This is a genomic window from Vagococcus sp. WN80Y (assembly GCF_059621045.1).
Window position 1 is genome coordinate 159,501 of record NZ_JCAQHY010000175.1, and the last position, 12,393, is coordinate 171,893.

The following is a 12,393-nucleotide window of genomic DNA, read 5'->3' on the forward strand; positions in this document are numbered from 1 at the left end:
ACAATTTTTAGTCATAACAAGACATTAGCTAAGTCAGCGGATATATAACGAGGATTTTTGTGAAAAAACAGTGATGAGTGATAATTTCATGCATCGGACCACTTGTTCTTTTAAATGATATAAAGTGAAATTGAAAGGTGTTATTATATGCCTGATAGTATCACGCACGATTTTGGGTTTCTATTTTTCAAACGTTTCTTTTAGGTATAAGTGGATAGGTTAGAATGTGCGGAAAACCTTCGATAAGGTTACGATTAGTGAGTGTGTTGTTTGTGAAAAAACAGTGATGAGTGATGATTTCACGCATTGGATCATTTGTTCTTTTAAATGATACAAAGCGAGATTGAAAGGTGTTATTATATGCGTGACAGTATCAGGCATGATTTTGGGTTTCTATTTTTCAAAGATAACAGGGGAGAGGACAACTAAAAGTATTGAGGATGAGGGGGTGACCGTTAATGTTTTTTTGCTGGATTGATTTTCACGTATTAAGTGTTTGAGTCATACAAAAAATGAGAGATAGAACGTCATTTCGTTTAATTAATTTAGAATGAAAATGGCTCTATTTCTATTTGCCATTTACCTTAATAAATGAGATACTTCTTGGGAGTGTCTAACTTTTCTTTAAATTGCCTTAAAATTTTTCTATTAGGCTTTTTATTGACGTCCTTTTTAGGTAAAATAAAAGATGCTAAATAAAGTTAGTCATCTGATTGGAAGGAAAAAGATCTTATGAAAGAAACACAAAAAAAACAATTTAAATTATCTAATAAATCACTACAAAAAGCTACTAATAAGGAGGGAAATAGGAAATCACATATTCCTTTCCGTCTAAACTTTCTCTTTTTCATTGTGTTTGCGTTATTTGTTACATTACTTGTCCAACTTGCTTATTTACAAATTGCTAATGGGGCTTATTTTGAGACAAAAATTGAATGGACACAAAAGTCAGTGGTTCAAGGAAATGCGCCTCGGGGGATGATTTACGATGCTAAAGGCGAAGTACTGGTAGGAAATCAAGCCAATCAAGCCATTATTTATACTAAAAAACAAACTATGAAATCTCAGGAGATGCTAGAGGCATCGAGAAAAATTGCTGAACTCATTGTGATTGAGCCAGAGGATTTGACTGAACGAGACAAAAAGGACTTTTGGTTAGCAGACGAAGCCAATTTGAAGGAAGCTCAATCTCGTTTATCAGATAAAGAAAGTGATCCTAAGTTATCTAATTCAGAGGTTTATAAAAATACAGTGGCAAAGGTTAAGCCAGAAGAAATTCAATTTGACGAGGCTACTATGAAGGCGGCGACTGTCTTTAAAAAAATAAACGGTGCTTATGCGATGACGCCTGTCTATATTAAAAATAAAAACGTGACTAAAGAAGAAATTGCGATTATTGGCGAACATACGACAGATATCCCTGGCGTTTCGACAGGGATGGATTGGGAACGTGAATACCCTAAAGGTGACTTTATGAGTAGTATTTTAGGGATTGTTTCGTCAGAAAAAACGGGTCTTCCAGAAGAGGAAAGCGAGAAATATCTGGCTAAAGGATATGCGCGTAATGACCGAGTTGGACTTAGCTATTTGGAAAAAGAATATGAACCGGTCTTAAGAGGGACTAAATCTCAATCTGAAATCATTATTGATACTCAAAAGAATGCGATTGAATCAGAAAAGAAAGTTTATCAAGGAGAAAAAGGAAAAAATTTGGTTTTAACGATTGATATGGAATTTCAGAAAAGGATTGAAGAGATCCTTCGTCGAAATTACAGTATTATCGAAGCCAGTGGAAAAACTCAGTATTCAGAAGGCATTTACGCGGTTGTAAATAATCCTCGAACGGGCGAAGTTAACGCAATGGTTGGCTTGAAGCGTGATGAGGAGACAGGAGAGTTGAAAGATGATACTCTAGGGACAATTAACAGCGTCTTTACACCCGGTTCTTCTATTAAGGGAGCAACCATTATGGCAGGCTATGACAATGGTGTTATTTCTGGTAACCAAGCTCTAGTTGATGAAGTGATTCAGTTACAAGGTGACCCGGTTAAGAAATCGGTTTTCACCTATGGCGCACGCTCAATGACGGCGATAGACGCTTTAAGAGAATCTTCCAATGTTTATATGATGAAAATTGCGTTTGCTTTAATGGGAGAGACTTATACGCCAAATATGATTTTAGGCTCGCATCCTGAGGTTTTTGATATTTTGCGAACGACGTATGAAGATTTTGGCTTAGGGACATTGACAGGGATTGATTTACCGGGAGAAAGTGCCGGCTTTATTTCTAGAACAAACTTTGACAGTGATGGAAATTTGAAAGCAGGTAGAATGGGTAACTTACTCGATTTATCTTATGGTAACTTTGATTCTTATACACCGATGCAGGTGGCACAGTATATTTCCACAATTGCTAATAATGGTGTTAAAGTTGCTCCCCATGTAGTTCAAGGGATTTATGGAAATGATCCAGACGGGGCGTTAGGAGAATTAGAGCAGAAAATTGAGCCTAAAGAGATGACATCAGTTGGGACACCGGAACAGTTATCGATTATTCAACAGGGGATGTATCAAGTAATTAATGGTGGCGGAACCGCTGCAAGCATGCCTGCGACAAGATACACAGCAGCTGGTAAAACAGGAACAGCTGAAGTACCAAAAGAAAATCCTCTTGATCCGAAGAATCCAATTGAACTTATCAATAGCACAATGGTGGCTTATGCGCCTTATGAGGACCCAAAAGTGGCGGTGACGATTATCATTCCTCATATAAAGGATGAAAAAGATCGTTTGAATACAAATATTACGGCAGAAATTCTAAATGCGTATTATGACTTTTATGAAAAATAATAAGTGACAATATGAGAGGTGAATCCTAGTGATTTGCCTTTTTTTTTGAGTGATTAGAAGAGAATAGATGAGACAGTTGTTTTGATTACTACGATTTTTGCTTGTAAAGTAGTTCTACTTAACAAATTTTCCCAAAAGGCTAGTAATTGATAAAAAAAAATGATATGATATTTGAGGTGAGAGAATCTACTCATAGTCTTGAAATGTTTGGAGGGAATATCATGCGAGTTCATATTACTTTAGAATGTACAGAGTGTAAAGAGCGTAACTACTTGTCAAATAAAAACAAACGTAACAATCCAGATCGTTTGGAAGTGAAAAAATATTGTCCACGTGAGCGTAAAGTAACGCTACACCGTGAAACAAAATAATTAGTTGCAAGAGTGAGCTAGAAGCCTTATGTATTAAGGTTTCTAGCTTTTTTACTTTTTGAGAGAGAAAAGTTAATCTTCAGTTAGTTTTTCCCATATATCCGCATTTACTTCTGTTTCATCTACTTGGACGGTATCATAGTCTGATTGCTCAACAAATTGGTACTCTATTGTGAATAGTTCATCTTGTCCATTTGTATAGAACTCGGCTTTTTCAGGCAAGTAGTCATGATCAAAATAAATTTTTAATAGGTCATCACTAGATAGTTTTTTTGTAACGAGATAGTGATGAGAAATAATTTCCCATTTAGAAACTTTCTGGTTAGAAAAATGCTTAAAATAGTCATCATAGATTGAGTGATAAGTGACATCATAAGAGACGTGATCCGTTCTATATGGCCCAGGTTCTAAACTGAAACTTCCATTTTTGGCGTAATAAATTCTCATATCACTATTAGTTAAGCTAAATGCTTGTTGCTTTTTAAAATCAAAATCTGTCCAATCACCACGACTATCTCCAACGATGGCTCCGTAATTATTTGCAAAGAAATTGTTTATTTGCTGTGGATGAAATAAGGGAATTGCAATCATCGTAAAACAAAATAAAGTCCCCACCACTACGATAAGCAGTAGTTTCGTTCGTAATTTTTTGATTGTTAACATGTCTGCTATATAACTCCTTATTGTATTATGAGGCTTGATTTAGTCGATCTGTGATGTTTTCTGTTTGTTAGAGCATGTCATTCTTATTTAAAAATAGTAGAATTTAACTGTGACAATGATAATTAATATAAGCAGGCCAGGTAAATAATTTGAGACTCTAATTTTTGTTAGATTCATAATATTTAAGCCGATCCCTAAGATCATTAAACCACCTATTGAACTAATTTCTAGCATGATAAGATCTAATAATTCTTTTGGAATATATCGAACAATGACACTAGCAAATAATGTGATCATTCCTTGATATAGAAAAACTGGAAAGGCCGAAAAAAGCACGCCTGAGCCGAGGGTTGCTGTTAGCATAATAGCCATAAAACCATCCATTACGGACTTAGTAAATAATGTTTGATGGTTGAATGAGACGGCACTTTCAATTGCGCCAATAATCCCCATGGAGCCAATGACAAAAATAAGAGAGGCAGTCACAAAGCCTTCTGCAAAATTATTGCCCGGTTTTGCGTAGCGTTTTTCTAAAAACATTCCAAGTTGTTCCATCCGGTTTTCAATTTTCAAAAACTCACCAATCATCACACCTAGGCAAAGACTGATTAGAATAACAATAAAAGACGTTGTTTTGAAAGCCATTTGTATGCCTAAAACAATCACACCTAAGCCAATTCCTTTTGTGACTGATTCTTTTGTTGTTTCTGGGATATTACGTAAGACAATCCCCATTAAACTTCCAAAAATGATAGCTAATCCATTTACTAATGACCCTATTAAAATCATAAAACACACTCCTGTTCCATACTCTGAAAAGTATTATCTTTCCATTATATGATAAGTCGCGAAGCAAGAATATAATTTTTTGTTTCGTTATCTAAAACAATTACTTTACTAATACTAGCAAAAGAAATTTATCTTTAGTAGTTGTTTTTATATTCTTTGTGATAGATAATCGTAGTAGTTACAAGTTACCATTAACTTGAAAGTAGGTGTGATATGGATAAGGCAAGCGTTCGCCAATTGGTACTCGGCAAATTAAGAGTGTTAAGTTTAGATGAAAAAAGCAAACAACAGCAAGAAAATTCTCTTATTAGTCAATTGTTTCAATCACCAATTTGGCAAGAAGCCAAAAGTGTTGGGGTAACACTTAGTATGGGATTAGAGCTATCGACTCAGCAGATTATTGAGAAAGGATGGCAAGAAAATAAAGTGATTGCGGTTCCAAAAACCGGTTCAAATTGGAAAATGGATTTTATTAAGATTACTTCTGGAACAATTTATGAAGAAAGTAACTTTGGCGTCAAGGAACCAGTGAAAGGTGATATAATGGAGGGAAGTCATCTTGATTTATTGATTGTACCAGGCGTGGCTTTTAGGCTAGACGGTTACAGAATTGGGTTTGGAGCAGGCTATTATGATCGTTACTTGGCTGATTATTCTGGTAAAACCTGTAGCTTAGTTTTTAAAGAACAAGTTAATCAAGCATGGGAACCAGGGAGCTTTGATATAGCTGTTGCCAACTTATTTTTAGAATAAGCTAGAGATGTAAGGAGGATTTAATGAATTATCAAACAGAAATGAAGTTGAAAAGAATTAAAAACATGCCCTTGATGGTCTGGTTGTTATTAGGGATTCAAATCATTGTTTTTCTTTCGATGACAATTGTTGGGTTAGGATCGGGACTAGGAATTAATGGTTCTGAGGATGTCAGTATTTTGATTTCTCATGGGGCGATGGTTAAAGTGATGGTGACCCATCTTCATGAGTACTGGCGTTTTATTACGCCGATTTTTGTTCACATTGGTTTTATGCATTTAATTATTAATTCGGTAACCCTCTATTTTATTGGAATACAATTAGAAGGAATATTAGGGCATTGGCGATTTTTAGCTATTTATTTACTTACGGGTGTTGCTGGAAATGCGTTGAGTTTTGCTTTTGGTAATCCTAATTCAATTTCTGCCGGGGCTAGTACCTCTTTATTTGGTCTTTTTGGTATTTTTGTTGCACTTGGCCGAGTATATCCTCATCATCCAATGATCCAATTGATGTCTCAACGAATGTTAACATTAATTATTCTAAATTTAGTGATGAATTTATTTAGTAGTGGGATTGATATACTAGGTCATGTTGGCGGAGCGCTAGGAGGATTCTTATTGGGCTTCGTGATCTCTATCCCAGCACTCAAAGGAACTCATTATGAAGCGAGTTCTCATGATATCCATCGGCGAATTAGATTTGGTTTGATGTTTGTTTTCTTGATTGTCTTTTGTTTATTGTATGGATTTAGAGATGTGTTAGGTTTTTAATAATGACCTTTAACAGACTTCTTAAGAGAAGCCGTTAAAGGTTTTTTTTAATAATTGTAATAGAATTGAAAAAAAACACGCAAAAATTTTGATATTTTTCATTTTTCATGGCATACTAAATAAGTGATAAAAATAAAAAGTAAATAGGCGTTTCGGTTGGGCAGCTATGCTTTCAAGGTTTTTTCTTCAAAGGGCGGGAAGAAAACAGAAAGTCAGACTGTCTATTTTTGTGTAGAGAAAGGAGTTTTACAATGTTTGAAACAATGATTATTGCTATTATCGTGATTCTTTTAGGAACCAAAGTTGCTAGCCATCTGTGTAGCAGGATTGGGATACCTGCTGTTATTGGTGAATTGTTAGTCGGGATTATAGTCGGACCTGCTTTATTTAATTTGGTTCAACCGACAGATGCGTTACATTTATTTTCAGAGATTGGTGTTGTTTTATTGATGTTCTTGGCGGGCTTGGAGAGTGATTTCAATTTATTGAAAAAATATCTAAAGCCGTCAATTTCCGTTGCCATTTTAGGAATCCTTTTTCCACTAATTTTGTGCGGACTTGTGGGGACGATATTTAACTTGTCACTGATTAGTTCCATCTTTTTAGGTATAGTGTTCAGTGCAACATCTGTGAGTATTTCTGTCCAAGTACTAAAAGAATATCGTCGTCTGGATACGGAAGAAGGCTCTATTATTCTAGGTGCTGCTGTGGTTGATGATATTGTGGTTGTATTATTAGTCAGTATTTTTTCAACGATTGTCAACATGAATGGTGTGATTACTTTTAATGGGCAGTTCTTCTGGGACTTATTCGGAACTAAACTATTATTTTTTGTGATCATCTATTTGTTTGCTAAGTTTTTACTCAACCCAATTATGAAAGTGGCTAAAAAACTGATTGCGACGGAAGCAGAAGTAGCTGTTGCCTTAGTCCTTTGTTTTGCTTTTGCCTTATTATCTGAAAAATTAGGAATGAGTGATGTAATTGGTGCCTTCTTTATGGGGTTATTACTTTCCTCACATAGCTCAAAGCATATTGTCGAGAGTCGAGTGTCAACTATTGGCTATTCTCTATTTATTCCGATTTTCTTTGTGTCAATTGGGTTAGATTTACAGTTTTCTGCTTTTAAGGAGCATGCGATTTTTATTATCATCTTATCGGTAGCGGCAGTTCTTTCCAAATTATTGGGGGGCTATATCAGTGGTCGTTTATCTAAGATTGAGGCCAACCGTTCGTGGATTGTTGGGGCTGGGATGGTTTCCCGCGGAGAAATGGCATTAATCATCGTACAGCTTGGTCGAGGTCTAGATCTGATTACTGGCAGTATTTACTCTGCTATTGTGGTCGCGATTATTATCTCAACATTAATTTCACCGTTACTTATTAAGTTTTTTATCGAACGAAGTTCAGAAGCAACTAAAGCCTAAAAGAGGAAGCCTGAGTGGTCAGTTAGCCATTCAGGTTTCTTTTTATGAGCAATCTGCTGAAATAGGGACTAATTCTAGTAATTCTTCGGTTAACCATTGCCAAAGCTCCTTCTTATTAGGTATAATAAGCACTAGCTTACTTTTTCTTGTCGGCTCTTTTTTTGTGAGAAAGGGTCAGTGAAGCGAGAAATTAAGATAAGGAAGTGTCATCAAATGGAAACACTTTATGATGTCCAGCAAGTCTTAAAATCATATGGAACTATCGTTTATCTTGGTAAGCGTTTATGGGATATCGAGATGATGGGAATTGAGATTGATAGTTTGTATGAGGCAGGTATCTTAGAATTAAAGGTATATCAACAAATGAAACTAATTTTAACACGTGAACACAGAATTGAAACGGCGCGTGAGAAGAATAAGGAGGAACAAGTTGTGGATGGCAAATTAATTGGCATTGATTTAGGAGGAACGACTGTTAAGTTTGCGATTTTAACAGTAGAGGGTGACGTTCAGCAAAAATGGAGTATCGAAACGAATATTGAAGAAGAGGGAAGTTTGATTGTTCCTGAAATCATTCAGTCGATTCGTCATCGTCTTGACTTGTATAAAATGAAACCAGAGGATTTTATTGGCATTGGTATGGGCACACCAGGGACGGTTGACCGCGTTGCTGGAACCGTGATCGGGGCTTATAATTTAAACTGGAAGACTCTTCAAGAAGTTAAGAAGCAAATTGAATCAGAGTTAGGGATTCCATTTGCAATTGACAATGATGCGAATGTTGCCGCATTGGGCGAACGCTGGAAGGGCGCTGGTGAGAACAGTCCAGAGGTAACGTTTATTACTTTGGGAACTGGTGTCGGTGGCGGTATTATCGCCGAAGGGAACTTGTTACATGGTGCTGTTGGAGCGGCAGGAGAGATTGGTCATATTACAGTTGAACCAATCAATGGCTTTGATTGTACTTGCGGTAAAAAAGGCTGTTTAGAGACAGTTGCAAGTGCAACTGGTGTGGTTCGTCTTGCTCGAACTATGTCGGAGGAATATTCAGGTGATTCTAAATTGAAATATATCATAGATGACGGACAGGATGTGAGTAGTAAGTCGGTCTTTGAGCTTGCTGAGGAAGGCGATGATTTTGCTTTATTGGTAGTGGATAAAGTAGCCTTTTACTTAGGTCTAGCGTGTGGCAATATTGGAAACATGCTTAATCCAACTGATATCGTTATTGGTGGAGGGGTATCTGCTGCAGGTGAGTTCTTAAGAAGTCGAGTGCAAGGTTATTTTGATCAATTTACATTCCCTCAGGTTAGAGAAAGTACCAAAATCAAGTTGGCACAATTAGGGAACGAAGCGGGAGTCATTGGTGCGAGTTCTTTGGCTTTGCAATTTAAGTAATCAAGTTTTTTATTAGAGAGGAAGCAATATCGTGACTATTAGCCCATTTTTAATTATCAATATTATTTTATTTGCCATTATTTTATGGATGGCAGGAAATGAACTATATCTTCGATTGATGGCGAAAAAATCTGCCAAGACAATAACAGAAGCAGAGTTTAAAGAAATTATGCGTAAGGGACAAATTATTGATGTCCGTGAAAAAGATGCTTTTGATGCTGGCCATATTTTGGGTGCAAGAAGTATTCCTTATTCGACTTTTAAACAAGTTCATTCGTCTCTTAGAAAAGACTTGCCAGTCTTTTTGTATGATCAAAAGAAGACGTTGAGCATTCGTTCAGCTAATATTTTGCGGAAAAATGGTTATACTGACATCTATATTTTAAAAGGTGGCTATAACGGTTGGACTGGAAAAATTAAAAAGAAATAGTAAATGTCGCCCATCTATTTTCGTTCTGTTGAGAATAGATGGGCGATTTCCACTTTAAAATGTAACCGTTCTCTATTTAGTGATATACTATAAGTATCAAAAGAGAGGAGTTGTTTCCTATGTTAAGTAATTACCAACGGATTTTAGTTGCTGTTGATGGTTCCGAGAATTCAGAATTAGCCTTTAAGCATGCTGTAGAAGTTGCTAAACGCAATCATGCCTCTTTACACATTTTACAGGTGATCAACGATCAGTCAGGTTCTTATAGTCCTTTTGCGTATGGAGAAATCATCAGAGAAGAGGAGGAGGCTGCTGAGAAAGAAATGGATAAGTACTTGGCACTGGCTAAATCTCATGATCTTGATAATGTTGTGCCAATAATCAGGTTAGGCAATCCTAAGACGAGTATATCAACATTTGTGGCTGAACAATATGATATAGAGCTGATAATCATTGGTGCGACAGGGAAAGGAGTCGTTAATCGTTTGATAATTGGTTCGACAACGAGTTATGTTGTTCAACATGCTAAGTGCAATGTTTTAGTTGTAAAGAATCCAGAGTTAGGGGGCTAAAATGAAAAGAAGCACTGACAATTATTTTAGGGAAAATTGTCAGTGCTTCTTTGTTTAGTTTAATTAATTATCAGCGGTTAGTACCATAGGCAGAATCATCGGATGACGCTCTGTTTTTTCTACTAAGAAAGGATCTAGAGTACTTGTAATGACTTCTTTTAACTTAGCCTCATTACAGTCAGGTTCTTTCAAAGCCTTGTTTACGGCACGAGCTAAAATTCGTTGACATTGGTTAATCAAATCACCTGATTCACGCATGTAGATGAAGCCACGAGATAGAATATCAGGGCCAGCCATAATTTGCTGTTTATCATAATTAACGGTAATGACCGCTAAGACAAGTCCTTCTTCAGATAGAATTCGGCGGTCTCTTAAGACAATATTTCCAATATCACCAATGCCGTTGCCATCGACATAAACATCACCTGCATTAAAGTGACCTGCAACTCGAGCACTTTCTTCCGTGAGGGCTAGGACATCCCCATTCTCTAAAATAAAGCAATTTTCTTTTGGCACACCAGTATCTTGAGCTAGTTGAGTATGAACTCGCAACATTCGATATTCACCATGAACAGGCATGAAATACTTAGGCTTCATTAAGCTAAGCATTAGTTTTTGTTCTTGTTGTCCGCCATGACCAGAGGTGTGAATATTGTTGACCTTGCCATGAATGACTTCTGCACCAGCTTCGGAAAGCAAGTTAATCACACGATTGACACTCATCGTATTTCCAGGAATTGGAGAACTAGAGAAGATCACGGTGTCGCCAGGTTGAATTTGAATCTGACGATGAGTTCCGTTTGCGATTCGGCTTAAAGCGGCCATGGGTTCACCTTGAGACCCTGTACAAAGAATCAGCATCTCATTGGCGGGTACACTATTAATTTGACGGGCATCAATAAAGGTATCGTCTGGGACATTGATGTACCCAAGTTTTTGTCCATTGATGATAGCATTTTCCATACTACGACCAAAAACAGCTACCTTACGACCCGTTTTTACAGCAGCCATAGCAGTTTGCTGTAATCTGAAAATATTAGAAGCGAAGGTAGCGAAAATAATTCGCCCTTCGATTTTTTCAAAGATATGTTCAATTGATTGTCCAATTGTTTTTTCTGATTTAGTAAATTCAGGTACCTCTGCATTTGTACTATCAGATAGCATGCAAAGAACGCCTTCTTCGCCAATTTTTGCCATTTTTTGTAAGTTTGGTGGCTCACCAACTGGCGTGAAGTCAAATTTAAAATCTCCGGTACAGACGATGTTACCTGAAGGAGTTTTTACGACAACACCGAGAGCATCTGGTATGCTGTGGGTTGTTCTGAAAAAACTGACGGCAGTTTTACGGAATTTAATGATTGTGTCTTCATTAATTTCATGAAGCTCAGCATCTCGTAATAACCCGTGTTCTTCTAATTTATTTTTGATTAATGCTAGTGCAAGTGGACCAGCATAGATGGGGATATTGACCTGTTTTAATAAGTAAGGCACGCCACCAATATGATCTTCGTGACCATGAGTAATGACAAGCGCTTTAACTTTCTTAATATTTTGGACAATATAGCTGTAATCAGGAATAACATAGTCAATGCCAAGTAAATCATCTTCTGGAAATTTAATCCCCGCATCTACGATAATTATTTCATCTTGAAATTGTACCCCGTATGTATTTTTTCCTATTTCACCTAATCCACCAATCCCAAAAACACCTGTTTCATTGTTTTTTATTGTGGGCTTCATTTAGTTAAACTCCGTAAGCGTAAACTCAGCATTTTCTTTTTCGTAGTCTAGGTGGTTACCTTCTAACGCTTGGACTAGTTCGATGTTATATGGGGTATTGTCTTCAACAAGTTGGCGAGCGATAACGTCTGTTTCTGCCTCAATATAAAGAGAGTGAGTTTGCTCTCTCTTTGGGTTTCTTGTTTTTGTTTCTTGGTAATAAACTTTAAAAATCATGTATCATTTCTCCTTTTTATTAGGCGCCATAGGATTCATCTGACTAGCAAATCTTATGGCAAACCCTATATGTTATACACGTTAAGACGTGCAAATATTAATTTGAACACACGAAAGATAGGTGAAATTCACCTGCTTTTTTTATTAAACTCACTATAACTCTGGGTTAATAGTGCCATGGAACCTCGTCTTTGTTCCAATCTGTCAGTATGTACTCATACATAGTCAACTGTTTGATAAAATACGTGTTTGTTACAATTAAAATAATTCTATCATAATTTCAGCAATAAGTACACTAAGGAAGATAAAGCAATTATAGAATTCAATTTAGAAGTCAGCCAGAGGACTCTTTCAGATACTCAGTGAAATATTTGGTTTATCTAGGAAAAATGTGATATATTTAACTAGTTA

General features: G+C 36.5%; 12 protein-coding genes and 1 other annotated feature. Of the genes, 8 read left to right on the plus strand and 4 right to left on the minus strand.

The annotated features are described in order from the left end of the window. Positions 1–732: 732 nt before the first annotated feature. Together AC5KOD_RS22080 and rpmG are read left to right on the plus strand one after the other, a co-directional pair. Positions 733–2,850, plus strand: a complete 2,118-nt coding sequence (locus tag AC5KOD_RS22080; protein ID WP_496916752.1) for a penicillin-binding transpeptidase domain-containing protein — start codon at positions 733–735, stop codon at positions 2,848–2,850. A 221-nt stretch (positions 2,851–3,071) separates the two neighbouring features. After that, positions 3,072–3,221 (plus strand): 50S ribosomal protein L33, encoded by a 150-nt coding sequence (gene rpmG / locus AC5KOD_RS22085; RefSeq protein ID WP_023606847.1) that lies wholly within the window; start codon positions 3,072–3,074, stop codon positions 3,219–3,221. A gap of 72 nt (positions 3,222–3,293) precedes the next feature. Here the strand turns inward: rpmG and AC5KOD_RS22090 are convergent, their stop codons facing one another. Both AC5KOD_RS22090 and AC5KOD_RS22095 read right to left on the minus strand, forming a co-directional pair. Next, positions 3,294–3,884: a hypothetical protein gene (locus AC5KOD_RS22090; RefSeq protein ID WP_496916753.1), complete on the minus strand. Its 591-nt coding sequence runs from the start codon at positions 3,882–3,884 to the stop codon at positions 3,294–3,296. A gap of 87 nt (positions 3,885–3,971) precedes the next feature. Then, on the minus strand, positions 3,972–4,673 hold the full coding sequence (locus AC5KOD_RS22095) for a DUF554 domain-containing protein (protein WP_496916754.1): 702 nt from the start codon (positions 4,671–4,673) through the stop codon (positions 3,972–3,974). 213 nt (positions 4,674–4,886) lie between these two features. Between AC5KOD_RS22095 and AC5KOD_RS22100 the strand changes: the two genes are divergently transcribed. The 6 genes from AC5KOD_RS22100 to AC5KOD_RS22125 all read left to right on the plus strand — a co-directional run bounded on the left by AC5KOD_RS22100 (position 4,887) and on the right by AC5KOD_RS22125 (position 10,026). Next, the gene (locus tag AC5KOD_RS22100) at positions 4,887–5,426 is read left to right on the plus strand and encodes a 5-formyltetrahydrofolate cyclo-ligase (RefSeq protein WP_496916755.1); all 540 of its coding nucleotides are present in this window, start codon (positions 4,887–4,889) and stop codon (positions 5,424–5,426) included. Between the two features lie 23 nt (positions 5,427–5,449). Continuing rightward, the gene (locus tag AC5KOD_RS22105) at positions 5,450–6,199 is read left to right on the plus strand and encodes a rhomboid family intramembrane serine protease (RefSeq protein ID WP_496916756.1); all 750 of its coding nucleotides are present in this window, start codon (positions 5,450–5,452) and stop codon (positions 6,197–6,199) included. Between the two features lie 154 nt (positions 6,200–6,353). Then, positions 6,354–6,402 (plus strand) — a sequence feature (sodium ion sensor (DUF1646 type); this cis-regulatory element may regulate processes involved in with the transportation of sodium ions). A 48-nt stretch (positions 6,403–6,450) separates the two neighbouring features. Further along, on the plus strand, positions 6,451–7,626 hold the full coding sequence (locus tag AC5KOD_RS22110) for a cation:proton antiporter (RefSeq protein WP_496916757.1): 1,176 nt from the start codon (positions 6,451–6,453) through the stop codon (positions 7,624–7,626). Between the two features lie 213 nt (positions 7,627–7,839). Further along, positions 7,840–9,024 (plus strand): ROK family glucokinase, encoded by a 1,185-nt coding sequence (locus tag AC5KOD_RS22115; protein WP_496916758.1) that lies wholly within the window; start codon positions 7,840–7,842, stop codon positions 9,022–9,024. A gap of 88 nt (positions 9,025–9,112) precedes the next feature. Then, positions 9,113–9,454, plus strand: a complete 342-nt coding sequence (locus tag AC5KOD_RS22120; RefSeq protein ID WP_496916786.1) for a rhodanese-like domain-containing protein — start codon at positions 9,113–9,115, stop codon at positions 9,452–9,454. A gap of 119 nt (positions 9,455–9,573) precedes the next feature. Next, a complete protein-coding gene (locus tag AC5KOD_RS22125) occupies positions 9,574–10,026 on the plus strand; it encodes a universal stress protein (protein WP_496916759.1) in 453 nt (150 codons plus the stop codon). A 63-nt stretch (positions 10,027–10,089) separates the two neighbouring features. Here the strand turns inward: AC5KOD_RS22125 and rnjA are convergent, their stop codons facing one another. Beyond that, the gene (gene rnjA / locus AC5KOD_RS22130) at positions 10,090–11,766 is read right to left on the minus strand and encodes a ribonuclease J1 (RefSeq protein ID WP_496916760.1); all 1,677 of its coding nucleotides are present in this window, start codon (positions 11,764–11,766) and stop codon (positions 10,090–10,092) included. Then, positions 11,767–11,982, minus strand: coding sequence for a DNA-directed RNA polymerase subunit epsilon (locus tag AC5KOD_RS22135; protein WP_496916761.1), 216 nt, complete (start codon positions 11,980–11,982; stop codon positions 11,767–11,769). Between the last annotated feature and the right edge of the window lie 411 nt (positions 11,983–12,393).

Coding starts and splice junctions, on each gene's coding strand:
- AC5KOD_RS22080 (WP_496916752.1), top strand. CDS start 733: ATGAAAGAAACACAAAAAAAACAATTTAAATTATCTAATAAATCACTA.
- rpmG (WP_023606847.1), top strand. CDS start 3,072: ATGCGAGTTCATATTACTTTAGAATGTACAGAGTGTAAAGAGCGTAAC.
- AC5KOD_RS22090 (WP_496916753.1), bottom strand. CDS start 3,884: ATGTTAACAATCAAAAAATTACGAACGAAACTACTGCTTATCGTAGTG.
- AC5KOD_RS22095 (WP_496916754.1), bottom strand. CDS start 4,673: ATGATTTTAATAGGGTCATTAGTAAATGGATTAGCTATCATTTTTGGA.
- AC5KOD_RS22100 (WP_496916755.1), top strand. CDS start 4,887: ATGGATAAGGCAAGCGTTCGCCAATTGGTACTCGGCAAATTAAGAGTG.
- AC5KOD_RS22105 (WP_496916756.1), top strand. CDS start 5,450: ATGAATTATCAAACAGAAATGAAGTTGAAAAGAATTAAAAACATGCCC.
- AC5KOD_RS22110 (WP_496916757.1), top strand. CDS start 6,451: ATGTTTGAAACAATGATTATTGCTATTATCGTGATTCTTTTAGGAACC.
- AC5KOD_RS22115 (WP_496916758.1), top strand. CDS start 7,840: ATGGAAACACTTTATGATGTCCAGCAAGTCTTAAAATCATATGGAACT.
- AC5KOD_RS22120 (WP_496916786.1), top strand. CDS start 9,113: ATGGCAGGAAATGAACTATATCTTCGATTGATGGCGAAAAAATCTGCC.
- AC5KOD_RS22125 (WP_496916759.1), top strand. CDS start 9,574: ATGTTAAGTAATTACCAACGGATTTTAGTTGCTGTTGATGGTTCCGAG.
- rnjA (WP_496916760.1), bottom strand. CDS start 11,766: ATGAAGCCCACAATAAAAAACAATGAAACAGGTGTTTTTGGGATTGGT.
- AC5KOD_RS22135 (WP_496916761.1), bottom strand. CDS start 11,982: ATGATTTTTAAAGTTTATTACCAAGAAACAAAAACAAGAAACCCAAAG.